A 23,450-nucleotide genomic window follows, 5' to 3' on the forward strand; every position below is an offset into this window, starting at 1 on the left:
GTTCAGGTAGTAGCGCCGCAGCGGCAGCGTGTACGAGTCCCAGTTGGCGAGTTTCTTGACCGTGAACAGGTTGTGCATGTACTCGGTGTGCACGTCGCCGTCGTTCTCCACGCCGTTCTCCTCGTCGGCAACGAAGCGGTCCAGCCAGCGGAAGGTCGTCGCTGTCGGACGACTGATACCGCCGAGAAACCCCTTGATCTCGTCGCCGCCGTGATCTCCGATCAGTACCAGGAGACGTTTGGGACCAATCAGTGCGTTGAAGAACTCCACCACCGCGGGCACCGAGAAGATGGTCTCGTGCCAGTAGGTGCCGAGGAAGATGGGGACCCTCCTGGCGTTGAGTTCGTTCAGGTAGGTCACCGGTGAACGGACCGCGCTGAACTCCAGCAACCGTTCGATATTCCGATTGGCCCGGAAGTCGTCGAAGATCTCCTTGACTTCGGCGGAGAGGTTCTCCTCGCCGAACAGCTTGGTGAGCTCCTCGAACGCCAGCAGGTGTCGTGTCTCGTTCTCGTACAGCGACCAGCCCAGATCGGCCCAGGCGCTCTGCGCGCACACGGCCCTCACCCGGTCGTCGTGCGCCGCTATGATCAGGCTCTGGCCGGCGCCGTAGGACGACCCCGCGAACCCGATTCGATCCGGATCCGCGCGGTCGGGATAGGTGTTCAGTACCCAGTCGATCACGGCCGAGCCGTCCGCCCGGTCTCGCGGACCGGCGACGTCGATCTTCCCCGTGGAGTCGGCGAGCCCACGCTCGCTGTACGCGACCGCCAGATATCCCTTGAGTGCGAAGTTCAGCAGCATCCCCGGATACGATTTCCACCCCGTCGGCGCCAGCGGAGCCGGCATGATGACGACCGGGTTCGGCCCCGGCCTGAGGGGGACCAGCACGCCGGCGTCGAGCTGGACGCCGGCATCGGCTCCGGGGATCCTGGTCGCGCTGAAGGCCCCCGCTCCCCGCAGTTCCTCGAACTTTGCCACGGTCGCCGGCGGGAGATTCCTGAAGTCGCCGCTCTCGAGGTTCTCAAGAGCGGCGATCTCCGCGTCGAGCAGTGTTCTGTCGTTGGGCGCGAAATCGAACACGTTCGTGGTCTTGACGGTCGTGGTCACTCGGATGATCCCCTTCTGGGCGTGGGAAAAGGAGCCTGCCGGCGAACCTGGCCGACGGGCGCGCGATCGTCCGCGACCGTGACGAGGTGATGATCCGGATATCGGATCCGTGGTGCGGAAGTCTCCCGGTGCACGGGTTCGGATCCTAGAGGTGTACGCGATCGTCAGGGGTGAGGTGAGTACTTTGTCCGCGCGCCGTACGGCAGGATGGTGTTGACCCGCATTCGGCTGGCAGCGCGTTTTTCGGCTTGATGCAGGAAGTGATGGCGTTATTTTCCGGTTCCGACGTCCCACCGCGTGCGGCATGCCGCGACGGCTGATCCGGATCAGGCTTTGCCTGCGGCCCGGACGTCACTGCGTGCGGCGGCTGAACAGGACACCGGCCAGCAGGAGCGAGGCCGCGATGATGGCGAGCTCGTCGAGCAGGCACAGGTTCTCCTCCCCGGTCCGCGCCTTGTCGAGCGCGGCGTACTGGCCGGTCAGGCTGATGCGCCGCCGCACCTCGCGACGCTGGGTGAGTACGTCGTGGCCGGCAACCCGGGCGGTGCCGGCATCGAGGTCGCCCGCACCGAGGGGATCTCCGGCCTGTCCATGAGCCGGGTTGCCGCGGAACCAGGCGCGGCGACGATGTCGCTCTACCGCTACATCTCCGTCAAGGACGAACTGCTCATGCTCATGCTCATGGCCGATGCGGCGATGGGCCGCCCGCCCGGTCTTTCGATTTCGGGCTGGAACGCATCCTCGACGGGGTCGCGGCCCTCATCGAGGGCCTCCGCGCGGACGTTCCTCGTCCCAGGGGACGTACCTGATGCAATGAGGTCGTCAGGCAGGATGGTAGATTCCTACCCTCGCCCGTCTAGCTTTGTGCCGGGAGCGTCCGCGAGGAGAACGCGTGCCCGTGACCAGTGGCGGAATCCAGGTGCCCCGTTTCCTGCGCGCGTTCGGCATTGGCGGGTCGGGGCGGTCCGTCCGGGTACCCGGCGCCGGCTGGGCGGTCCCGGCCGTCCGCTCGCCCGGAGCCGGTCCTGCGGACGGCGGGACCATCCTCGTGCTGACGCTGGGGTATCTCATGGTCGCGGCGATGCTGGTGGTCGTCGTGACCGACGTGTCCGCCGTCTACCTCGCCCGCCGGTCGGTGGCCTCGGCCGCCGACGGCGCCGCGCTGGCTGCTGCCCAGCGCATCGACGAGAACGCGATCTACACCGCCACCGACGCCTTCGAGCGCCTGCCCCTCGCCGACATCGCCACGACCGTCGATCAGTACCAGCGCCGGGCCGATCCGAGTGGCCGCACGATCCTCACCTCCACCCTCGTCGACGCGACGACGGTGGAGGTGGAGGGCACGCGTGTGGTCGACCTTCCGGTTGTGGGCTCCCTCGGGGTGGGTCCGGTCACGGTACGTGCCGGAGCGCAGGCACAGTCGGTGGTCCGCCAGCCCGCTGCACCATGACGCCGGCCGGCGCCGGAACGCCGAACCGCGCCGGTTGCGTGCGCGCCACCTGTTGGCTTTCCTCCGACCCCTGATGCAACCAGGTCGAGGTGGCGTCCATGAGATCGTCGAGACCGTGGCCGGTGCGGCGCTCGGCCAGATCCGACACGTCCCGGACCAGCCGGGCCACCCATTCGGCCGGCCGCCCGGCAGACAGCGCCACCGCTTGAGTGGCGTGCTGGGCTGCCTCGTCGCGATCCGGGATCTCCCGGGCCAGTGCGGCCCGGGCCTGCGCCATCCGCACCGAGACCACCATGCCCGTCTGGCCGCTACCTGTGATCAACATCGCGGCGCGTTCCAGGTGAGGCATGGCCTCGTCGGCCGCGCCGACGGTGGTCAGGGCCTCGGCGCAGGCCAGGGCAAGATCCGCCGGGGAGTAGGTGTCGAGCGAGAAACCCGGCGAGCCGTGGGCGGTGTCGTCGAGCCGTTCCATCGTCTGCCAGGCTCTGGCGACGGCGTCCCGGACGCCCGCCCGGTCGCCGGTCGCCGCACAGGCGCTGGTGACGACCTTCCCGGCGATGAGGGCCCGGGTGGAGCTGTGCCCCGCGATCCGCGCCGCCGCCCCGGCGATCTGCAGGGACACCGCCGGGCTGTGCGGGCGGACCACCCGGGCGCGCAGGGCCAGGGCGCGGGCGGCGAGTGGCCCGTCCCCGGCCGCCCGGGCGAGCGCCGCGGCCCGGTCGGCCCGCACGGCGGCGTCGGAGTGTTTGCCGCGGTCGTAGGCGGTGGCGGCCGCCACCGTCGTGACCGCCGCGTGCAGCCGCATCCACTCCAGCGCTGGCCGGCCGCGCAGCCGGTGCTCCCGGGGCACGGTCTGTGTCGTGCGCTCCAACGAGACCAGGGCGGACGTGGTAGTGATCAGATCAGACGTCTCGTAGGCTCTGACCGTCGCGGTCAGGGCGGCCATGCAGGCCTCGTGCAGGCCGGATGCGTCGTCGCGCAGACTCACGGAGCCCACCGCCGCGAGGCCGGTGGCAACCAGGACAGAGCGTCGGTCCGCGACCTCCGCGACCTCCGCGACCTCCGACACGATGGGACCCTCCGTGCTCCTGCGGGAATGATCGCGGCCTTCCGCCGGCACGCGACGGGGCGGTGAGTCGTCGCCGCCAACGGCGTGATCCGATCGCTCGGACGACAGATCCGGTTATTCACGGCGGCCTTCCTCCTCTTCCCCGTGGTAGTGGCCGGTCCTCGAGTCTTCGTCCCGTCCCGTCCCGGCGACATCGACCGGTGTACACGCGCGCACCGGTCGATGCGTCCGAGCTCTCTGCAGCTGAGCTCTCCGCATCCGACACCCATATGGTCGCGAGGCCGCACTGTCCCGACGAAACCCGGCGTTCACGTATTCGTGCGCGAAGCGCCGTCTTCGACGGTATCGTTCGGGGGCCGCGGACGCGCCGAGTTGTGCGCACTCGGCGATGTGGTACGTGTCTCTTCAGGGATTGGCGTCGGTTGTTGTCGGAGGTTGTTGTCGGGTGGCTGAACCGCCTGACTGCCTGGGGCCGCCGCAACGATTGTCCGCAGTGCGGGCGCCGGTTGGCCGAAATTCTCGTGGCATCCTGCGAATGTTTCATCCTCGTGTCGTCGAGTCATTGCATGTTTCGCCATGATGATGTTTCCCGGTCGGGATGCCGCCGGGATGCCGTCGGGAGACCGCGGGGAGGTCGCCGCGGGGCTCGGCGCGACGCCGCTGCGAGCTCGGCCGGCTCCCGCCCGGGCGGGCAAGATCCGTCCTGGCGGTGGCCCCCGGGTGCCGCCGGTAAGGTGAACAGCATGGCCGTCGACCTGTCCGAGGAGATCAAACAGCTGGATGCCACGTTGACCGGCATCGAGACGGTTCTCGACGTGGAGGGGTTGCGCCGTCGCGCCGAGGATCTGGAGCGTCAGGCTGCGGACCCCGACCTCTGGTCCGATCAGGACCGGGCCCAGGCTGTCACCCGCCGGTTGTCGTCGACGCGCGGGGACATCGCCAGGGTGGAGGGGCTGCGTCGCCGTCTCGACGACATCGCCGCCGCCGCGGACCTCGGCGACGAGGATCTGCTTGCCGAGGCCGCAGCCGATTTTCCCAGGCTGTCCAATGACATCGCCGGTCTCGAGGTCCGGACCCTGCTGTCCGGCGAGTACGACGAGCGGGACGCGATCGTGCAGCTCTCGGCCGGGGCCGGCGGGGTGGACGCGGCCGACTGGACGGCGATGTTGCTTCGGATGTACCTGCGGTGGGCCGAGCGGCATGGCTACGCCACGGAGGTCTTCGACACCTCCGAGGCTGAGGAGGCGGGTCTGAAGTCGGCAACCTTCCAGGTCAAGGCGCCCTATGCGTACGGGACGCTGCGCAGTGAGCACGGGGTGCACCGGCTCGTCCGGATTTCGCCGTTCGACAACCAGAACCGGCGGCAGACCTCCTTCGCCGGGGTGGAGGTCACCCCGGTCGTCGAGCTGTCCGACCACGTCGACATCGACGACAAGGATCTGCGTATCGATATCTTCCGTTCGTCCGGCCCGGGTGGACAGGGGGTCAACACCACCGACTCCGCGGTCCGCATCACGCATCTGCCCACGGGCATCGTGGTGACGTGCCAGAACGAGCGCAGCCAGCTCCAGAACAAGGCCGCCGCGATGATCGTGTTGCAGGCGAAGCTCCTGGAGCGGCGGCGGGCCGAGGAAGCGGCGGAGAAACAGCGCATCACCGGCGGGCCACAGGACGTCTCCTTCGGATCACAGATCCGTAACTATGTCCTCCACCCGTACCAGATGGTGAAGGATCTGCGTACCGACACCGAGACCTCGAATACCAGCGGTGTTCTCGACGGCGAGCTCGATGATTTCATCGACGCGGAGATCCGGTGGCGGCGGTCGGTCGAGAATCAGGCGTGAGAGGGTTCTTCGGAGCTTTTGCCGACGCCCGGGATGCGCCTGGTTCCGGGCTGAGCGGGCAATCCTCGCCGCACCGTCCGGGCGCTCGTGGCCCGGCGGGACGATACGCGCCCGGCGTTCCGGTTCCGGAGGTCCGGAGGTCCGGAGGTCTCCCGTTTCCGGGACGGCATCCGAATGCTGCCTGCCTCTCGGGGAACGGACGGTGAAAAGACAAAGATCCGGCCGTGGTGGGAACGCCGGTGTGACGTAGGCTCGGCCGGCGGCCCGGCCCGGCGTCGGGGGAGGACTCCACCGGATCTCCTGACGCCATTGGCATGCCGGGTATACACGTGTAGAGTTCCGGGTAGTTCGCGGACCGTTCGATGTTTTAGTTTCGGTGTCTTGATCTGGTCCGTCTACTGCTTCACCCGATGGGATGTACGCCCGTGTCACCTGGTCGTTCACGATTGCGAACCGCTGTCGCGGAGGGAGTGCGGTCTGTGTCCCTGCACACGAATGCACGCATGTATATGTGTGGAAATAACGGTGCAAATCCGGGCAGGATGGCGAGTCTCGCCGGTACGGGAACGCCGTGACCTCCCTGGCGCCCGCGGCGTCCGGCGCCGCCTCCGGCGTGTTCGACGGTGCGCCCACGATGCCCCTGCCCGTCCTTATGTACCACGGCGTCGGTGATTCGGTGAGTGCGGACTTCCGACGCTGGGAGGTCCCTCCCGGTGCCTTCGCCGAGCAGCTCGAGGCCCTCGCCGAAAGCGGTTACCACCTCACCGGTCTCACTGACGCGCTGGCGCATCCCGCCCGCCGCCAGGTGGTGATCACCTTCGAGAACGGCTTCGAGGACTTCGTCACCACCGCGGTGCCCGCTCTGCGGGCGATCGGTGCCAGCGCTACCCTGTACGTGCCGACCGCCTTCGTTGGCCGGCGCGCCACCTGGCTGGATGGCTACACCGAGCGCAACCTCCCCCTGCTGGACTGGTCCGACCTCGCCGCGCTCGCCGGAGAGGGCATCGAGCTCGGCTCGCACGGTCACCGTCATCTGGAGCTCGACGTGGTGCCGACCGCCTTGGCGCGGTATGACGTCACCGCCAGCCGGCGGCTGATCGAGGAGAGAACCGGCCGGCGTCCGGACAGTTTCTGCTACCCCTTCGGTTATCACTGCGCGTCGGTGCGCCATGTCGTCGCGGCCGCCGGGTTCGAATCGGCCTGTGAGGTCGGGTACCGCATTCATCAACCGACGTCGTCCCGGTTCGCCATCAGTCGATTGATCGTCAATCGGGCCGCTGGAGCGGCCGACATCCTTCGGCTCGTTTCCCAGGGGCATCGCGACGCTCTGCTCAGCGCCCGGCGAGGACTGCAGTCGGGGTGGCGGGCATATCGAGCGGCGCGCTGGCGGCTCGGCCGAGGCGCCTGACGACGGGGAACGCGGGAACTGGGGTCCGGGGCCTGGCAGTTACCGCGTGCTCTCTCACACGACCGCGAGCCGATAGCCCCGCTTGATGACGGTCTCGACCACGTGGCCGGCCGGTCCCAGCGCGGTGCGTAACCGGGCGACGGTCATCTCGACCGCGTGTTCGTCGGTGAGCCCGGCCGTGCCCGTCCGGCGCAGCAGCTCGGCTCGGGACAGCACCCGACCGGGACGCTCGGTCAGCGCGTCGAGGACCGCCGCGGTCCTGGGTGCGAGCATCACCGGCTCGCCGTTGACGATCACTGCCGCGCCCTGGACCCGCAGCACGTGCCCCGCGGCCTCGACGGTCCGCCCCCGGCGACGCGGGAGTTCGTCGGACAGCGTGCGCACGAGTGCTCCGAGCCGGAACCGGTCCGGGGCCACCGTCGCCACGCCCTGCCGTTCGAGGGGGGCGGCGCAGACCGGACCCACGCACGCGGGCAGCACCTCGCCCCGCAACGCGGTCAGCAGTTCGTCGAACTGTCCCATCTCCCGGGCGATCCGTAGGAGGCTCACCACGGCGGGCGCGCTGGTGAAGGTGACCGCGGAGACCCCGCCGGTGACGATGAGTTCGACCATCCGGCGGACCGGCCGCAGATCGTCCGGTGGTTCCCACCGGTACACCGGTATCTCGACGACCTCGGCACCCGCCGCGCGCAGCCCCTCGACCATGTCTGGCAACGGCTCGCCGTGTAGCTGCACCGCGATGCGCAGCCCGGCCAGGTTCTCCGTGAGCAGATGGGCGACGAGCTCGGCGCCGGATTCCGAGCGGGGCGACCAGCATTCGGTGAGCCCCGCGGCCCGGACGGCGCCAGTGACCTTCGGCCCTCGGGTGAACAGCCGGGCGCCGTCCAGCCGGTCGCGCAGCCGCTCGCCGAGCCCCCAGCCCTCGGCGGCCTCCACCCAGCCGCGGAAGCCGATTGCCGTCGTAGCGATCACTGCGTCCAGCGGCCGGGTGAGGCACTCCCGGGTCGCGGCGAGCAGCAGGCTGTCGTCGGCGAGCGGCACGATGCGCAGGGCCGGGGCATGGATCACCCGGGCTCCGCGCCGTTCGAGGAGGTTCGCGAGTTCGTCGCGGCGACGCGCGGCCGTGACCCCGACGGTGAAGCCGAGCAGCGGTGGCAGCCCGGCGCTGACGGCCGGCTCCGTCGATGTCGCCGATGCCGGGGACGTTCCGGGTGCGCCGGACCGGTCGCCGATGTCGGGCCACCCGGGACTACGGGTTGTCACGAGGCTACCTCCTGGCCTGGGGTCCCGCGCCGATCCCCCGGTCACCGCAGGATCGGACACGGCCATGTCCACGCGCTTGCCGGTGTGCAACGCCGGTGTTAACCGGCACCGTTGCGTATTCACGACGTCCGCATCGAGCGTTCGTCGGGCATCTCACATCCCGTCGTGTCGTGGAGTGCATGCCTTGTAGCCGGACCGACCTGACTTCGAGTCGGTGTTGACATCCTGGGTTCGTACGGTTCTGGCCGTAGCGGGTGCCCGTTTGGACCGGCACCCATCGGTTCGGACGTGCGGGTGGTGCGCGGATGTCTTCTCGATCATTGGTGGTCGTCGGCCACGGCATGGTGGGGCATCGGTTGTTGGCGGCGCTGCGGGACCGCGACGTCGAGGGGCGATGGGATATCACGGTCCTCGCCGAGGAACCTCGGCCCGCCTATGACCGGGTGGGCCTCTCGGCGTACTTCACCGGGGCGACCGCGGAGGACCTCAGCCTCGTCGAGGACGGATTCCTCGAGCACCCCCGGCTGCGGCTGCGTCTCGGTGAACCGGTCGTCGCCGTCGATCGGGCCGCCCGGACGGTGACCACCGGTGCCGGCCGCACCTACCGGTACGACGTGCTGGTGCTTGCGACCGGTTCCTACCCGTTCGTCCCGCCGGTACCCGGCCGGGAGGCCACCGGCTGCCATGTCTACCGCACGATCGAGGACCTAGAGGCGATCTCCGCCTCGGCGCGCGGTAGCCGGACCGGGACCGGTGTGGTCGTCGGTGGCGGTCTGCTCGGCCTAGAGGCGGCGAACGCGCTGCGTAGCCTGGGGTTGGCTACTCACGTCGTCGAGTTCGCGCCCCGGCTGATGCCGGCCCAGGTCGACGAGGCCGGCGGGCAGACGCTGCGAGCCCACATCACCGGGCTCGGGATCGGCGTCCACACCGACACGGCCACCGAGCGGATCGAGGCCGATGCCGACGGGCGGGTCACCCGGATGGTCTTCGCCCGTCACCCCGAGGGGCTGGCCGGCCTCGACACCGACGTCGTCGTGTTCTCGGCGGGGATCCGCCCGCGGGACGCCCTGGCCCGCGAGTGCGGACTCGACGTCGGGGATCGCGGCGGCATCGTCGTCGACGAGGGCTGCCGCACCAGCGACGAGCACATCTACGCCGTCGGCGAGTGCGCCCTGGCGGCCGGACGGGTGTACGGGCTGGTCGCACCCGGATACGCGATGGCCGAGGTCGTCGCGGACCGTCTGCTCGGCGGCGGCGCGACCTTCACCGGTGCCGACATGTCGACCAAGCTCAAGTTGCTCGGCGTCGACGTCGCGAGCTTCGGGGACGCCTTCGGGACGACTCCCGGTGCGCTGCCTATCACGTTCGCCGACCCGGTGGCCAAGGTCTACAAGAAGCTGGTGCTCTCCGACGACGCGCGTAGCGTCCTCGGTGGCATCCTCGTCGGCGACGCCGAGGAGTACGGCATGTTGCGGGCCATGGTCGGCTCCGCCGGGGTCGTGCCGGACGATCCCGCGCGGCTCATCCTGCCGGACGGCGACGGCGACGGCGACGGGGCAGGGGCCGGCGGCTCCGGGGCCGGGGTGGCGCTCCCCGCCGGGGCGCAGATCTGCTCGTGCAACAACGTCACCCACGGCCAGATCTGCGCCGCGATCAGCGAGAACGGCCTTACCGACGTCGCCGGGATCAAGGGGTGTACCAACGCGGGCACGAGCTGTGGCAGCTGCGTGCCGATGCTCAGGACGATCCTCGGCCAGCAGCTCGCCGCCGCGGGCATCGAGGTATCGAAGGCGCTGTGCGAGCACTTCGACGTCAGCCGGGCTGAACTGTTCGAGATCGTCCGGGTGCGGGGGATCACGACGTTCTCGCAGCTGATCGCCGAGCACGGTCGGGGCCGGGGCTGCGAGGTCTGCCGGCCGGTGGTGGCCTCGATTCTCGCCTCCCTCTACAACGGGTACGTCCTGGCCGGCGAGCAGGCCGCCCTGCAGGACACCAACGACCACATGCTCGCGAACATGCAGAAGGACGGCACGTACTCGGTCGTCCCCCGGCTGCCCGGCGGCGAGGTCACGCCCGAGACGCTCATCCTGATTGGCGAGGTGGCCCGGGACTTCAACCTCTATACGAAGATTACTGGTGGGCAGCGCATCGACCTCTTCGGCGCCAGGGCCGAGCAGCTGCCGAAGATCTGGAAGCGGCTGACCGACGCCGGACTCGAGTCCGGACACGCCTACGGCAAGGCGTTGCGGACGGTGAAGTCCTGCGTCGGGGAGACCTGGTGCCGCTACGGCGTACAGGACTCCACCACGCTGGCCGTCGACCTGGAGCTACGCTACCGCGGCCTGCGATCTCCCCACAAGATCAAAATGGCGGTCTCCGGCTGTGCCCGGGAATGCGCGGAGGCGCGGTCCAAGGACGTCGGGGTGATCGCCACCGAGCAGGGCTGGAACCTGTACCTGGGCGGCAACGGCGGTCACCGGCCCCGGCACGCGGAGCTGTTCGCCTCCGACCTCGACACCGAGACGCTCGTCCGCTACATCGACCGGTTTCTGATGTTCTATGTGCGCACCGCCGATCGCCTCCAGCGCACCGCGCCGTGGGTGGAGAGCCTCGACGGCGGCCTCGGGCATGTCCGCGAGGTCATCGTCGACGACTCGCTGGGCATCTGCGCCGAACTCGACACGGCCATGGCCCACCACGTCGCGACCTATCAGGACGAGTGGAAGACGACGCTGGCCGATCCGGTCGCACTGCGCCGGTTCGCCTCGTTCGTCAACGCCCCCGAGGCGGCCGACCCCGACGTCATCCACCTCCTCGAACGCGGCCAGCCCCGGCCGGCCCGCCCGGCCGAGCGGGCAGCCCTCATCGCCGGTGCCACGCTCCCCGTGGTGGCTGGCCGTTTCCTTACCTATCCAGGCTCCTTGCCTATCCAGAGGGACGAAACGGACACAAAAGCCTCTGGATAGGCAAGTAAGCGCATCCCGGACGATCTGGAGGCCGCCATGATCTGGACCGACATCTGTGCCCTGGACGATCTGACTCCCGATCGCGGCGTGGCCGCGCTCGTCAACGGCGCCCAGGTGGCCATCTTCCGGTTGAGCGACGGTCCCGTGCTCGCCGTCGGCAACGCCGACCCGATCGGCCTGGCCAACGTGCTCTCCCGGGGTCTCGTCGGCTCCCGCGGAGACCGGGCCGTGGTCTTCTCGCCGTTACACAAGCAGGCGTTCGATCTGGTGACGGGGGAGTGCCTCGATGCCGAGGGGGTGCGCCTCCCCGTCTACCCGGTGCAGGTGCAGGACGGTCGGGTGCTGGTCGGCCCCGTCGCGGCGGCCCGTCCGGTCAGCTGAGGCGGTCAGCCGGCCGGTCAGCCGGCCGGTCAGCCGGAATGGTCGGCTGCGGAGATCGGCCCCGAACGGGCTGGTCAGGCCGCACACTGGGAGAAAGCCGACGCGGGAGGGGACGAAGATGACCGGTGTGCAGACAGCCCCGGGCGGATGGGTGGCCCTTGTCGGTGGCGGTCCCGGGCGGGCGGATCTGATCACCGTACGCGGTCTGCGGCTGCTCCAGGCTGCGGATGTCGTGGTGGTCGACCGGCTGGCTCCCCGTGAGCTGCTGGATGAGGTGCGACCCGGTACCGAGATCATCGATGCGGGCAAGGCGCCGCACGGTCACAACCTGACCCAGGACGAGATCAACGCGGTGATCGTCGATCGGGGACTGCGCGGGCTCGGCGTCGTCCGGCTCAAGGGCGGTGATCCGTTCGTCTTCGGTCGTGGCGGCGAGGAGGCCCTGGCCTGCGCTGCGGCCGGCCTGCCCTGCGAGATCGTCCCCGGGGTGACGAGCGCCGTCGCGGTCCCCGCGCTCGCCGGGATCCCGGTGACCCACCGGGGTATCACCCAGGACGTGGCTGTCGTCAGCGGCCATATCGATCCGTCGCATCCCGGTTCCACCGCCGACTGGGACGCGCTCGCTACCGGTCCGGGCACAGTCGTCGTGCTGATGGGCGTCGGGGCACTGCCCGAGATCAGTCACGAGCTGGTGAAGCGGGGCCGCCGGCCGGAGACTCCGACCGCGGTGATCCACGCTGGCGGGACAGCCGACGAGACGATCATCACCGGGTCCCTGGCGGATATCGCCCGGCTCGCGGCCGAAGCCGCGATCAGTTCTCCCGCGGTCATCGTAATCGGAGATGTGGTTTCGCTACGTGATCGAATTATCGGCGTGATGGGTACCGTCGGGGCGGTCCCGGCGGAGCCGCTTCCGGTGGAGCCCACGGTGTCGGCTTGACGCTCCCGCCGTCGGGTCGCCCGTCCACCCGGACCTTCAGCGCAGCGCCAGGATCCGGTCGTCCCCCTTTCTCGGGTCCCCTCGGCCGTCGGTGTTGCTGGTGATGATCCATACCGATCCGTCCGGTGCGAGCACCGCCGCGCGCAGCCGGCCCAGCTCACCGGTGAACGCCGCGCGGGGGGCGCCACGCACATGGTCACCGGCCAGGCCCACCTCCCACAGCCGCTGTCCGCGCAGCGCCGCCACGTACAGGGTGTCTCCACGGATCGCGACGCCGCTCGGGGATGCTTCGCCGGTGGTCCAGGTGACGAGGGGATTGCGCAGGCGGCCCTTGTCGGTGTCGCCGACGCCCTCCACCATCGGCCACCCGTAGTTGCCGCCCGGGATGATCAGGTTCACCTCGTCGACGTTGTTCTGGCCGAACTCGGATGCCCACAGCCGTCCGGCCGTATCCCACGTCAGGCCCTGCACGTTGCGGTGGCCCATGCTGTAGATCAGCGAGCCCGGGAACGGATTGCTCGGCGGCACGCTTCCGTCGGGACGCATCCGTAGGATCTTGCCGTTCAGACTGGCGCGGTCCTGCGCCCGTGTGGTCACGCCGGCGTCCCCTACCCCCGCGTACAGCAGGCCGTCCGGGCCGAACCTGATCCGTCCGCCGTTGTGGATCTGGGCGTTCGCGAGCCCGGTGAGGATCGGTGCGGGGGGACCCGCCCAGTTCCCGGTCAGCCGGAACCGCACGATCCGGTTGTCGGCCCGGGTCGTGTAATAGGCGTACACGAAGTGATCGGCCGCGTAGGTGGGGGAGACGGCGAGGCCCAGCAGACCCGATTCCCCGCTGTGCACCATGTCCGGAAAACGGGCGACCTCGGTAGGCTCGCCACCGCCGGCCGGGCGACGCAGGATACGGCCGCTGTCCCGTTCGCTGATCAAGGCGTCCCCGGAGGGGAGGAAGGCGACATCCCAGGGCGTCGCGAGACCCGTGGTGATGATGCGCAACTCGGGCTGCGGGCTGTCGCGACCCGCCGACGGTGCGGTGGTGGCCGGCTTCGACGACTCGGCCGGCCAGGGGCGGCCACCATTCCCGCCGCAGGCGGATACGCCGAGGCCCACCAGGGCGAGAATGGCGCTGACCAGGACGAGGCAGCGCACGGGAGGACAACGGGGAGATTCGGGGCGGCCCGCGACTAGGCCAGCCTTTGCCGCGGCGGCGCGGCCGGGCTTAGGAGACGTGACGGGCGGCAAGGACCGTCAGTAGCATCACGATCGCGATCAGCGCGACGATCACCTGCGGTGACATCTGGAAGAAGCTCTGGCGCAGGTACTCGCGCGAGGCGCGGCAGGTGGGACACCGGCCTTCGACCACCAGTCCGGCGCAGCGCGCGCAGACGAGATCCTCGCTGCCCATAGCGCCTCCTTCTCACCCGGGACGGATGCCATGATCGGGCGATCGTCGCACTTCCCCGGGGTGGGGACAACACCCGGACGTTTCGGATGGAGCACGACCGTTGGCGACACGCACGATCGACCTCCACGTTACGCCCGCGCACGGTGGCGTGCCGCTCCGTCAAAGGTCGACCGGGCGAGCGGTGACCCGCCCGGGGCTGTTCTCGGAGATTCCGGTCGGGTGTTAACCTGCGGCCCCCGACCTTCGTCACGCCCTACCATGCGGCTACTGAAAGTCATGGGAGTGCGGGAAGGCGCAATGATCGTTTTGAGTTCCGTGAGCAAGCGGTACCCGAACGGCGGCCGGCCGGCGCTGATCGATGTCACCGCGGAGATCGGTGCCGGTGAGTTCGTCTTCCTCGTGGGGTCGTCCGGATCGGGTAAGACCACATTGCTGCGATTGCTGCTGCGGGAGGAACGGGCGACGTCCGGCCGGGTGCTGGTGGCCGGCCGTGACGTCGCGCGGATGCCGGACCGCGGGGTGCCCCAGCTGCGCCGGCTGGTCGGCTGCGTCTTCCAGGACTTTCGCCTGCTACCGAATCGGACCGTGGCGGCGAACATCGCGTTCGCCCTCGACGTGGTCGGCCGTCCTCGGCATGTCGTGCGCAGCGTCGTGCCGGAGGCACTCGACCTGGTCGGCCTCGCGGAGAAGGCGGACCGGTATCCCGATGAACTCTCCGGAGGCGAACAGCAGCGGGTCGCAATCGCCCGGGCGTTCGTCGGCCGTCCTCGGGTACTGCTGGCCGACGAGCCGACCGGCAACCTCGATCCGAACACCAGCATCGAGATCGTGAACCTGCTCGACACTGTTCATCAGGCCGGCACCACCGTCGTGATGGCCACCCACAACGCGTCGCTCGTCGACGCGATGCGCCGCCGGGTGCTCGAGCTGAGCGACGGCGCGCTGATCCGGGACGAGGCTCGCGGGCGTTACAACCAGGATGATCTGGTGGTGCCGATGATTCCCCGGCCCGGGCCCCGGGTGCCGGCCGACCGGGTCCGCTGATGCGACCGGGTCTGCTGGCGTCGCTGCTGTGGACGGGCCTGCGTCGCAACCTGGCGATGACCTGCGCTATGATCATCACTGTCGCGATCTGCCTGGCGTTGCTGGGGTCGGGCCTGCTCCTGCGGGCGCAGGTGCACACCATCGACAGCTTCCTGCTCGACCAGATCGAGGTCGTCGTTGATCTCTCCGATGGCATCACCCCGGGCGAGCGGTCTGCCCTCGAGGCCGAGATCGCGGCGGATCCACTGGTCGTCGACGTGCGGTACGAAAGCAAACAGCAGGTGTACGACCGTTTCCGCCGGGACTTCCGTGGATCGCCCGACGTCCTCGCCGGTGTCGGACCCGACGACCTGCCCGCGGCGCTACGACTTACGCTCACCGATCCGCGAGCGGCCCGCGACATCGTCGTCACCTACACCGGCCTCGACGGGGTGGAAGCTGTGCGCGACCAGCGCGGCCTGCTTGACCCGTTGTACCGGTTCCTCGACGCCTTCACAGCGGGCGCCTTCGCCCTCGCCGCCGTGCAGGCCTTGGCGTCCTTCGCCCTCATCTACACGATGATCCGGATCTCGGCGCATGCTCGGCAGCGGGAGACTTCGATCATGAAGATGGTCGGTGCGTCCAACGGAACAATCCGGGCCCCGTTCGTCTTGGAGATCGCGGCGGTGGGGCTGGTTGGCGGGCTGTTCGCCACGGGCGTGCTCGCGCTGGCCAAGATCTACCTGGTGGACGGCCGGTTCGCGAAGCAGACGATGTTCCCCCTGTTCGGTTGGTCGGCGGTCTGGGAGACCGCGGCCGTCGTGCTGGGGGTCGGTGTGCTCGCCGCCGCCGCGATGGCTTCGGTGGCGCTCCGCCGTCATCTACGGGTCTGAGGCGTCATCCGTCGCTCGGCCCCGGTCCGCTTCGACTCGAACTGGACATCATCCTCGAGGAATACTTCCTTGAGATAATCTTCGGGTGAAACCTCATATTGGCGTCCCTCCGGGCTCGTCCAGATGAAATGTCCAGGCCTGGGCTGGCACACGGACCATCCCTTCTGCGTGGATTGATCGGGAGATGATGTATCCGGCCGCCCCTGTCTTCTCGTAGCACCTTCCTCGGCGCCACGCCTGGGCCGCTTTTCATCCGCGTGTTTCAGCCGGTGATGCCTCCGGAATTTTGGCCCGAGGTTCCGCTCGCTCGTCTGGCCACCTCGACGATGCGACCTGCGATGATCAAGATCGCAGTGAATGGAAGGCTTCTCACATCCCGGAAAGACACATGTAGGGTTTCGAGTTCGAACATGACGAGCCAGGGCGGCTGAGGGAAATCGACGCCGGCTGACCTCCAGGACTCGTCCTTCCGGCGGATCCATCAGTATCCGCCGCCATGTGCACCGGGGGTTCTCGGCCATCTCGCGAACGAGGCCGTCCGGTATCGGGCCATAACCGGGAAGTTCCGCCGGCTGTTCCGACATACCCAGCAGACAGGAAGCCGATACGACCACCTGCGTCTCGATACTGACACGGTCACGATTCTGCCCCATCAGCAGGTCGTAGAAAACGTCGGCCCGACGCTGGTCGAGCCCGCGACCGTCCTGCGCACCGCCTGCTCTCCTCGCCAGAAGGTCCACCCGTCGAAACGCCGCGAGCATGCGGTCTGCCGGAAGCGATGCCGAGACGCGGCCCGTACCATCCGGCTCGGCCCGCACCGTCACCTGACGCGCCTTCGCCGCCCTGCGGCGACGCTGCTCCGCGCCCTGAGGGTCTACCACCACCACACGCCGTCGCACGGCGGCCGCGAACGCTGCGTGGCTTGGCCGCCCACCCCGGCGCAGAACCGTCTCCGCCACGTCCGCGGCTTGGCTGTCCGACAGGTTGGCCGTCAGTCGTTCCAGCACGGCCAGCCGCTGGGAATCCAGCTCACCATGTTCAAGAGCAGTCAGCGCGGCCGGCATGCGGCGGACGACGCCAACCGCGAAACCCAACTGCTGGTTTCCCGACGCTGATGATATTCTCAGCTCGGCAGCCAGTTCGTCTCCCGCGAACTCGTGAAATCCCCTGGCAGCCCCGCTCTCATCCTCTTCCGTGGGCGGCCGTAGCTGCGCGAACCTCGCTCTCACGAGCAGCCGTGCCGCCTCCCAGCGCGCGATCTCCCGACCGATCGCCACATCCGCTCGGAGACATCCGTCCGCGTCGAATTCAGCTACACGACGACCATAAACCATCGATGAGTCCAGGCGACGGGAAAGAGAACCACTGTCGTCGACCCCGGTGTCGCGGGGGCCCAGGGCCTCTGCTTCCTCGCGCGGGCTGGACTCGTCCGAACTGGGCTTACCCGGACTGGACTGTGAGCCGGGCCGAAGCGATGAACCGGGTCTGGTCGCTGGATGCATCATGCCGCCTGTCATGGGCACTTGGAGGGAACGGTTGGATCTGCTGGCAGGAACCGCCGCCGATTTGCCCGAACACTCCGATCATCGAACATGTGTTCGAGTATAGTACTCGCTGGCACCGTTCATCAAGTCCAGCGTCGTCAAGTCCATCGTCTCGACGGCCGGGCAAGCTCGACAGCCGAGCAAGGAGGTGGAAGGTGTTGAACGCCCAAGTCGCCGCCGTGGCGGCTCCTCCGCGGGGCGCGCTGACGGCGCTCGTCGCCCTACGGAGCGCTCGGCGACGTCACCCGGGCCACGCCGGCGACCGACGATGGCGCTCACATGATCGATACCATGAGTGTCCTCGCGGTGGAGCCGGGCGTGTCACCGACGCGGGAGGCAGGACGTAGGTTCGGAGAAGATTTCGCGAACGGTGTGGGAAGAGGGACAGGACAGTGCCGAGGGAGACGGGGCGCAGACTGATCGCGCAGAACAAGCGCGCCCGGCATGACTACGACATCCTCGACACCTACGAGGCTGGGCTGGTGCTCCGTGGCACTGAGGTGAAGGCGCTGCGGGCCGGGCGGGCCTCGCTCGTCGACGGGTTCGCCCAGATCAGCGATGGTGAGATCTGGCTGCACAACGTGCACATCCCCGAGTACACCGAGGGGACCTGGACGAACCACGCCCCCCGCCGCAAGCGCAAGATGCTGCTGCATCGGGCGGAGATCGAAAAACTGGTCGGTAAGACCCAGGAGGGTGGGCTCACGCTGGTCCCGCTCTCGCTCTACTGGAAGGACGGGCGGGCGAAGATCGAGATTGCGCTGGCGCGTGGCCGCAAGTCGTACGACAAACGGCACGCGATCGCGGAGCGGGACGCGGCCCGGGAGATCGGCCGGGCGATGGGCCGCCGAGCCAAGGGGCGCTACCTTTGATAGCCAGCCGTCCATGACACCGTCCGTGGGGCCGCCGATGTTCCTGTCGACGTTCCTGTCATGGTTCCCGTCGTCGTTATTTCGTCGTCGTGCCGCGGATTCGCCGGTTCCGGCACCATCCGAGTCGCCGTGACCGCCTCCGACGGCGACCGGCTGGCGCAGCTCGAGGCCCTGCTGAGCGCACAGGGTGAGGCGGTGCTGGCGGCGGCGGTCGCGGCATTTGCCGAGGATGAGCGTGCTGGTGGAGGCGCGGCCCGGGAACTGGCTGTCGGTGCCCGCCTGCGCGCCGAGGGCGTGTCCCCCGCGCTCCTCGCCTCCGCGTTCACTCAGGCGGAGCTGAGGCGGCGCGCGATGGTCAAGTTTGCCCGGGCCGATCGGATGTTCTTCACCCGAGCCGGGTTGGAACAGGCGTCCTCGCAGGCGGCGGCCGAGCATCGGGCCGCGCGGTTCACCGGCCTAGGCCGGCTCGCCGACCTGTGCACGGGGATCGGCGGGGACGCGCTGGCCCTCGCCCGGGGCCGGGAGATCATGCTCGTCGACCGGGATCCGGTTCATCTGCGGATGGCCGCGCTCAACGCCGCCGTCCACGCGGCCGAGGGCACGACCGCGCCGCCTTCGACCCTTCCGTCCACGACCCTTCCGTCCACGACCCTTCCGTCCACGGCCGTTCCGTCCACGGCCGTTCCGCTCACGGGATCGGCCGTGCCGACGGGATGCCTCGAGACGCGCCTGTCCGACGTGCGGGAGGTGGACCTCTCCGGATGCGACGCCGTGTTCGTCGATCCGGCCCGGCGTGCCGGCGACCGTCGGTTGGCGTCGCGGGCGAGCGAGCCGCCGCTGGCCTGGTGCTTCGGGCTTGCCGACAAGGTTGCGGCTGTCGCGGTGAAGGCCGCGCCAGGGCTGGCGACGGAGCTGGTTCCCCCCGGCTGGGAGATCGAGTTCGTGGCCGACGGACGGGATCTCAAGGAGGCCGTGCTGTTCTCACCGGCCCTCGCGACCGCCTCGCGTCGCGCCACTGTGCTGCCCGGGCCGGGCGGCTCGGCCTCCCTGCGGGCCGGGGGAGCGCCGGCGAGCCTCACCGGGACCCCGGATCCAGTCCTCCCGGCGGATACGGGTCCGGCGGGACCGGCGGGACCGGCGGGTCGGGTCGGCGAGGTCGCCGATCGGGTAGCGGCTCCGGGCCGGTTCCTCCACGATCCGAGCCCGGCGGTCACTCGGGCGGGCCTGGTCGGCGAGCTCGGGCGGCGCCTCGGAGCCTGGCAGATTGATCCAATGATCGCCTTCCTGACCTCCGACGAGGCAGTGACGACCCCCTTCTCCCGCCTGCTGCGCATCGAGGCCGAGCTGCCCTTCGACGTGCGCCGGATCGCGGACCTGTTGCGGTCTCGTGAGATCGGGTCGCTGGACGTCCGGCGACGCGGCCTCGCCGGCGACGTCGAGGAGATCCGCCGCCGGTTGCTACCCCGCCGTCGTGATCTGATTCCCGGTGGACCGGCTGTCACCGTGGTGATGACGAGGCTGCGTGGAGCTCCCTGGGCCTTCGTCTGCACCCCGGCATCGGATGTCGGGGCGGTGGCGACTGACCGATCCTCATGAGCGACCGATCCTCATGACCGACCGATCCCGGTGGACGCCATCGGGGGCGAAACAGGAGTGACGTTCATGCGTGTTGCCTTCGTCGGACTGGGCACGATGGGATTTCCCATGGCCGGTCACCTGGTTCGGGCCGGGTTCTCCACCACCGTGTTCAACCGCACGGCCGCGACCGCGGCACGCTGGGCCGAGGAACATTCCGGCCGGATCGCGCCGTCGCCCGCCGCCGCGGCGACTGAGGTCGACGTCGTCTGCCTCTGCGTCGGTGCCGATGACGACGTCCGCGAGGTCGTTCTCGGTACCGACGGGATGCTGGGAGCGCTTCGGCCCGGTGCGATCATCGTCGATCACACGACGACCTCCGCGGAACTCGCGGAGGAGATCGCAGCGCGCACCGCCGAGGTCGGCGTCGGTTTCGTCGACGCCCCGGTCTCCGGCGGGGAGGCAGGTGCCGTGGCCGGCCGGCTGAGCATCATGTGCGGTGGGGATCCTGAGACGATCGAGCGGGCCAGGCCGGTGCTCGCCGCCTACGGCGCGACTATCACGAGGGTCGGGCCGGTCGGTAGCGGACAACTCACCAAGATGGTCAATCAGATTCTGGTGGCGGGAGCCGTCGAAGGGGCGGCCGAGGCCATCAACTTCGCTATTGCCGCCGGTCTGGACACCGATCTGGTGCTTTCCGCCGTGGCCGGCGGCGCCGCCAACTCGTGGTACCTGGCGAATCGTGGTCAGACCATGGTGCGCGACGAGTTCGATTTCGGGTTTGCGGTCGACTGGATGCGCAAGGATCTGCGGATCTGCCTTGCCGAGGCGGGTCGGCGTGGTATCCCGCTGCCGATGATCGAGCTGGCCGAGCGGGATCTCGCCGCTGCCCAGGCGGACGGCGAGGGTGGTCTCGACACGACGGTCGTCATCCGGCAGCGGCGCCGTGCGACCAGGCCGGGCGGCGCGGGTGGCGCGGGTGGCGAAGTCTCCCCGGCTTCCTGATCATGGAGCCACAACGGTGCCGGTCACTGTGGCGATCAGGCAGCCGGTGACGGTACCGGTCGCCACGACGAGCGGGACGATCCGGCCGAGATGGAGCAGGCACAGGCCCCCGATCAGGGCTCCGGCGAACATGGCGACGGGGCCGGCGAACCGCCGCGCCCCACCGCGGCCCATTCCCCCACCGAGCCGGGAGTCGATGATGATCCCGGTCAACGTGCTGGTCAGCACGTTCGTCGGGATGTCCGGAACGGCTATCCGCCGAGCCGTCGCGTGCTGCAGGCCCATCGCGAGGGCCAGCGGGAGGATGACGGTATAGGGCCGGGCCTCGGGGATCTCAGGGATCTCGGGTTCCGTGCCGAGTCCCTGGGTGACCAGCGCGGCGATCAGCGCGCCGGCCATCAGCCCGGTCTGCGCGGCCATCGCGATGATCAGCCACGAGAAGCGACGACCGCCGATTATGGTCACCGTGCCGATCCGTCCGGTGATGACGGCTCCGGCCAGGAACCCGGCCAGGGCCAGCGCCGACAGGTCGGCGGACAGGCCCGGGGCCCCGGCCAGCGCAAAGGCCAGCAGGACGACGTTTCCGGTCATGTTGGCCACGAATACCCGGCCGAGTCCGAGAAAACTGACCGCGTCGACGAGACCGGTGAGGATCGCCAACGCCACCAGCAGCGCCGGCAGCCGTCGACGCTGGTCGGGGGACGGCCGCATGGGCACAGTTTCACCGAGTGACGGCCGGTACGGCGGGAGGCGGGAACTCCCGGCGCCTCTGATCTCGGCGCCTCTGATCTGATCTGATCTGATCTGATCAGATCAGATCAGAGGCGCAACGGACGGACCGGAGCCGCGGCGAGCGCGGGAGTGCTCCGCCAGTCGACCCCGGGAACGTCGATGTAGAGCTCGATCTCGTTGCCATCTGGGTCGAGGATGTACAAGCTGTGGGTGACCGTGTGATCCGACGCGCCGACGATGGTCACATCCGCGTCGTGCAGACGGGCGAGCACCGCGCGCAGTTCGTCATCGCTGTCGCCAACCTTCAGTCCGAAGTGGTACAACCCCACCCGCCGGCCCTGGGGTATGGCCGCCGCGTCCTCGCCGACCTCGATGAGGAGCAGCTCGTGGTGGGTGCGTCCGGAGGAGAACGCGGCGGCGGGGGCCCGCAGTGGGTTGCCGTCCGCGCCCGCCGGGTCGGGAAAGATCTGCCGCCAGCCGAGTACGTCCCGGTAGAAGGCGCTGGAACGCCCGATGTCCCGGACGTAGAGGACGAGATGTCCCAGTTCCTTGATCTTCACGGTGATCTCCCGAGGCGCTGGTCGTCTGGTAGCCGTTATCCATACAACAACTCCGTACAACGGCGTTGCCCGCGACGGCATGCCCACGGGGCCCGGCCGCCGTGACGCCCGCCCGCCACGGCCCGCCACGACCCGCCGCATCGGAAACCCGTTGGTACGCGGGGTGCCCGACGTGGGAACATGGAGCTGGCGTCCGAGCGTTGGATGCAGTGACGCGCGCGATGGGCCGGGTTGGCAGGAGCGTCTGTCGGCTGGTGCTGGCGCCCGCGTCGTGCGGTATGCTAAAACGCCGTAACTGATCCGAACTTGGGGGTGACCGGCTTCGACTCCGGACGTCGAGGCAGGGGAAGCGGGCCGAGGATGAGCGGTTATCTCGTTAACGATCCGTTCAGAACAACAGCTGCCAACAAGACGCAGCCCACTACCCCCACTTACGCGCTCGCCGCTTAAGAGGGACTAGGTAGTCGTCAGTCTGGGAGAGCCTCCGGCCCAGAATCTGACGTCGCTAGGAGGATCACCGGCTGACCCGGTCGCGGGGTCGGTCGGGACATCAAACAGCGACTGAGCCTACGTCGGCTTGCCTGCGTGTCCGACGGGGCTGAGAAACAAGTAGCAGGATGCGCCCGGAGAAGCCCTGTGTCGGGGCCGGAGGACGCGGGTTCGATTCCCGCCACCTCCACCACTTGGAGTGACAATGCCCTGACCTGGGTAAATAGATGAACTCTATGAGATTAGATCGTTGATCGAGTGGAGGATATCCAGGTCAGGGCATTGATCGTTTGGTTCGATTCCCCGAACGTACCGGCGGACCTTGGCTGCGGAACGTAGTTTCGGGGATTGGTCGGCAGCGGCGTCGCAGACCTCCGCGTCGCCGGAGCGTCTGTTGCGCGATGCGCCACAAAGATCTCTGCATGCCCTCGGTGAACCGCCCGTGTCACGCGGCCATCGTGTGTGGCGGCCAGCGGCGGCGTCGCTGGCGTTCGGGCAAGCTCCCGGCAACGTGCCTGAGCACGTCGGCAGATAGCACCGATGACGCCGACGACCGCCTCGCCAGGGGGCATCGGGCAGGGCGGTCCGCTGGCTGCGGCAGCCGCTCTGCCCGCCCGGGTGCGAAAGAGTGTCGACGATCAGATGCTGGCCACTCGCAGCTGACGCTTTCGCCCGCGACGGCCCGGCATGTGTACACAGGTCAAAGGGCGGCTGGCCGGTTTTCCGCGGTGGCGGGTGTGATGGGCCAGGCGGCGGTGTCGTCGCGGGTGATCGGCTGGCCGGTGGTCTCGAAGCGGTGTCCGTCGAGGTAGGTGATCGTGGCTTCGACGGGGCGTCCGGTGGTGCCGCTGATCGAGATGCGGGTGAGGACGAGCAGCGGGGTGCCGCGGGAGACGCCGAGGTCGCGGGCCTGGCCGGGGG

The 23,450-nt window shown here is 69.1% G+C and carries 21 protein-coding genes and 1 other RNA gene; 12 read left to right on the forward strand and 10 right to left on the reverse strand.

All coding sequences use genetic code 11. The annotated features are described in order from the left end of the window. Together AC08OP_RS02345 and AC08OP_RS02350 are read right to left on the reverse strand one after the other, a co-directional pair. On the reverse strand, positions 1 to 1,110 hold a 1,110-nt coding region (locus AC08OP_RS02345; RefSeq protein WP_476612702.1), incomplete at its 3' end, for a CocE/NonD family hydrolase. 351 nt (positions 1,111 to 1,461) lie between these two features. Further along, positions 1,462 to 1,611: a hypothetical protein gene (locus AC08OP_RS02350; RefSeq protein WP_476594070.1), complete on the reverse strand. Its 150-nt coding sequence runs from the start codon at positions 1,609 to 1,611 to the stop codon at positions 1,462 to 1,464. A 541-nt stretch (positions 1,612 to 2,152) separates the two neighbouring features. Here AC08OP_RS02350 and AC08OP_RS02355 point away from each other — a divergent pair. Beyond that, positions 2,153 to 2,560, forward strand: coding sequence for a pilus assembly protein TadG-related protein (locus tag AC08OP_RS02355; protein WP_476612716.1), 408 nt, complete (start codon positions 2,153 to 2,155; stop codon positions 2,558 to 2,560). Here AC08OP_RS02355 and AC08OP_RS02360 read toward each other — a convergent pair. Next, positions 2,502 to 3,629, reverse strand: coding sequence for a hypothetical protein (locus AC08OP_RS02360; RefSeq protein WP_476612703.1), 1,128 nt, complete (start codon positions 3,627 to 3,629; stop codon positions 2,502 to 2,504). The two genes, AC08OP_RS02355 and AC08OP_RS02360, sit on opposite strands and share 59 nt — an antisense overlap. A 743-nt stretch (positions 3,630 to 4,372) precedes the next feature. On the opposite strand from AC08OP_RS02360, the gene prfB reads away from it, so the two are divergent. Both prfB and AC08OP_RS02370 read left to right on the forward strand, forming a co-directional pair. After that, entirely contained in the window at positions 4,373 to 5,473 is a 1,101-nt protein-coding gene (gene prfB / locus AC08OP_RS02365) for a peptide chain release factor 2 (protein WP_476601949.1), read from the forward strand. A gap of 571 nt (positions 5,474 to 6,044) precedes the next feature. Further along, positions 6,045 to 6,881, forward strand: a complete 837-nt coding sequence (locus AC08OP_RS02370) for a polysaccharide deacetylase family protein (RefSeq protein WP_476612704.1) — start codon at positions 6,045 to 6,047, stop codon at positions 6,879 to 6,881. A gap of 54 nt (positions 6,882 to 6,935) precedes the next feature. Here the strand turns inward: AC08OP_RS02370 and AC08OP_RS02375 are convergent, their stop codons facing one another. Beyond that, on the reverse strand, positions 6,936 to 8,144 hold the full coding sequence (locus AC08OP_RS02375) for a uroporphyrinogen-III synthase (RefSeq protein WP_476612705.1): 1,209 nt from the start codon (positions 8,142 to 8,144) through the stop codon (positions 6,936 to 6,938). 305 nt (positions 8,145 to 8,449) lie between these two features. Between AC08OP_RS02375 and nirB the strand changes: the two genes are divergently transcribed. The 3 genes from nirB to cobA all read left to right on the forward strand — a co-directional run bounded on the left by nirB (position 8,450) and on the right by cobA (position 12,431). Then, positions 8,450 to 11,110 carry a nitrite reductase large subunit NirB gene (gene nirB, locus AC08OP_RS02380; protein WP_476612706.1) on the forward strand — a complete coding sequence of 887 codons (2,661 nt, stop codon included), beginning with the start codon at positions 8,450 to 8,452 and terminating at the stop codon, positions 11,108 to 11,110. Between the two features lie 36 nt (positions 11,111 to 11,146). Further along, positions 11,147 to 11,491, forward strand: a complete 345-nt coding sequence (nirD, locus tag AC08OP_RS02385) for a nitrite reductase small subunit NirD (protein WP_462186017.1) — start codon at positions 11,147 to 11,149, stop codon at positions 11,489 to 11,491. A 118-nt stretch (positions 11,492 to 11,609) separates the two neighbouring features. Beyond that, the gene (cobA, locus tag AC08OP_RS02390) at positions 11,610 to 12,431 is read left to right on the forward strand and encodes a uroporphyrinogen-III C-methyltransferase (RefSeq protein ID WP_476612707.1); all 822 of its coding nucleotides are present in this window, start codon (positions 11,610 to 11,612) and stop codon (positions 12,429 to 12,431) included. A 36-nt stretch (positions 12,432 to 12,467) separates the two neighbouring features. On the opposite strand, the gene AC08OP_RS02395 is transcribed toward cobA, so the two are convergent. Continuing rightward, the gene (locus tag AC08OP_RS02395; protein ID WP_476612708.1) at positions 12,468 to 13,580 is read right to left on the reverse strand and encodes a PQQ-dependent sugar dehydrogenase; all 1,113 of its coding nucleotides are present in this window, start codon (positions 13,578 to 13,580) and stop codon (positions 12,468 to 12,470) included. 70 nt (positions 13,581 to 13,650) lie between these two features. Continuing rightward, positions 13,651 to 13,836 carry a hypothetical protein gene (locus AC08OP_RS02400; RefSeq protein ID WP_462186014.1) on the reverse strand — a complete coding sequence of 62 codons (186 nt, stop codon included), beginning with the start codon at positions 13,834 to 13,836 and terminating at the stop codon, positions 13,651 to 13,653. 297 nt (positions 13,837 to 14,133) lie between these two features. On the opposite strand from AC08OP_RS02400, the gene ftsE reads away from it, so the two are divergent. Then, on the forward strand, positions 14,134 to 14,880 hold the full coding sequence (gene ftsE, locus AC08OP_RS02405) for a cell division ATP-binding protein FtsE (protein ID WP_476612717.1): 747 nt from the start codon (positions 14,134 to 14,136) through the stop codon (positions 14,878 to 14,880). Continuing rightward, positions 14,880 to 15,752: a permease-like cell division protein FtsX gene (ftsX, locus tag AC08OP_RS02410; protein ID WP_476612709.1), complete on the forward strand. Its 873-nt coding sequence runs from the start codon at positions 14,880 to 14,882 to the stop codon at positions 15,750 to 15,752. The genes ftsE and ftsX overlap by 1 nt, the downstream gene beginning before the upstream one ends. Here ftsX and AC08OP_RS02415 read toward each other — a convergent pair. After that, positions 15,737 to 17,086 (reverse strand): HNH endonuclease signature motif containing protein, encoded by a 1,350-nt coding sequence (locus AC08OP_RS02415; RefSeq protein WP_476612710.1) that lies wholly within the window; start codon positions 17,084 to 17,086, stop codon positions 15,737 to 15,739. The genes ftsX and AC08OP_RS02415 overlap by 16 nt on opposite strands. Positions 17,087 to 17,688: 602 nt before the next feature. Here AC08OP_RS02415 and smpB point away from each other — a divergent pair. From smpB to AC08OP_RS02430, 3 genes are all read left to right on the forward strand, one after another. Further along, positions 17,689 to 18,168, forward strand: a complete 480-nt coding sequence (gene smpB, locus AC08OP_RS02420; protein WP_011435254.1) for an SsrA-binding protein SmpB — start codon at positions 17,689 to 17,691, stop codon at positions 18,166 to 18,168. Positions 18,169 to 18,228: 60 nt separating this feature from the next. Then, on the forward strand, positions 18,229 to 19,764 hold the full coding sequence (locus AC08OP_RS02425; protein ID WP_476612711.1) for a THUMP-like domain-containing protein: 1,536 nt from the start codon (positions 18,229 to 18,231) through the stop codon (positions 19,762 to 19,764). A 66-nt stretch (positions 19,765 to 19,830) separates the two neighbouring features. Beyond that, positions 19,831 to 20,748 carry an NAD(P)-dependent oxidoreductase gene (locus AC08OP_RS02430; RefSeq protein ID WP_476612712.1) on the forward strand — a complete coding sequence of 306 codons (918 nt, stop codon included), beginning with the start codon at positions 19,831 to 19,833 and terminating at the stop codon, positions 20,746 to 20,748. On the opposite strand, the gene AC08OP_RS02435 is transcribed toward AC08OP_RS02430, so the two are convergent. Both AC08OP_RS02435 and AC08OP_RS02440 read right to left on the reverse strand, forming a co-directional pair. Continuing rightward, positions 20,749 to 21,459, reverse strand: coding sequence for a YoaK family protein (locus tag AC08OP_RS02435; RefSeq protein WP_476612713.1), 711 nt, complete (start codon positions 21,457 to 21,459; stop codon positions 20,749 to 20,751). It lies immediately after the preceding gene. 107 nt (positions 21,460 to 21,566) lie between these two features. Further along, positions 21,567 to 22,040: a VOC family protein gene (locus AC08OP_RS02440; protein WP_476612714.1), complete on the reverse strand. Its 474-nt coding sequence runs from the start codon at positions 22,038 to 22,040 to the stop codon at positions 21,567 to 21,569. 308 nt (positions 22,041 to 22,348) lie between these two features. On the opposite strand from AC08OP_RS02440, the gene ssrA reads away from it, so the two are divergent. After that, positions 22,349 to 22,722: a transfer-messenger RNA gene (ssrA, locus tag AC08OP_RS02445) on the forward strand. Positions 22,723 to 23,229: 507 nt separating this feature from the next. Here ssrA and AC08OP_RS02450 read toward each other — a convergent pair. After that, positions 23,230 to 23,450, reverse strand: a 221-nt coding sequence (locus AC08OP_RS02450; protein WP_476612715.1) for a UTRA domain-containing protein, incomplete at its 5' end; no start/stop codon positions are given.

Source organism: Frankia sp. CeRuru1 (genome assembly GCF_977966315.1).

What these genes read in the sequence shown, in the direction of transcription:
- prfB (WP_476601949.1), top strand. Translation starts at nt 4,373, where the DNA reads ATGGCCGTCGACCTGTCCGAGGAGATCAAACAGCTGGATGCCACGTTG.
- nirB (WP_476612706.1), top strand. Translation starts at nt 8,450, where the DNA reads ATGTCTTCTCGATCATTGGTGGTCGTCGGCCACGGCATGGTGGGGCAT.
- nirD (WP_462186017.1), top strand. Translation starts at nt 11,147, where the DNA reads ATGATCTGGACCGACATCTGTGCCCTGGACGATCTGACTCCCGATCGC.
- cobA (WP_476612707.1), top strand. Translation starts at nt 11,610, where the DNA reads ATGACCGGTGTGCAGACAGCCCCGGGCGGATGGGTGGCCCTTGTCGGT.
- AC08OP_RS02400 (WP_462186014.1), bottom strand. Translation starts at nt 13,836, where the DNA reads ATGGGCAGCGAGGATCTCGTCTGCGCGCGCTGCGCCGGACTGGTGGTC.
- ftsE (WP_476612717.1), top strand. Translation starts at nt 14,134, where the DNA reads ATGATCGTTTTGAGTTCCGTGAGCAAGCGGTACCCGAACGGCGGCCGG.
- ftsX (WP_476612709.1), top strand. Translation starts at nt 14,880, where the DNA reads ATGCGACCGGGTCTGCTGGCGTCGCTGCTGTGGACGGGCCTGCGTCGC.
- AC08OP_RS02415 (WP_476612710.1), bottom strand. Translation starts at nt 17,086, where the DNA reads ATGGTTTATGGTCGTCGTGTAGCTGAATTCGACGCGGACGGATGTCTC.
- AC08OP_RS02425 (WP_476612711.1), top strand. Translation starts at nt 18,229, where the DNA reads ATGGTTCCCGTCGTCGTTATTTCGTCGTCGTGCCGCGGATTCGCCGGT.
- AC08OP_RS02430 (WP_476612712.1), top strand. Translation starts at nt 19,831, where the DNA reads ATGCGTGTTGCCTTCGTCGGACTGGGCACGATGGGATTTCCCATGGCC.
- AC08OP_RS02435 (WP_476612713.1), bottom strand. Translation starts at nt 21,459, where the DNA reads ATGCGGCCGTCCCCCGACCAGCGTCGACGGCTGCCGGCGCTGCTGGTG.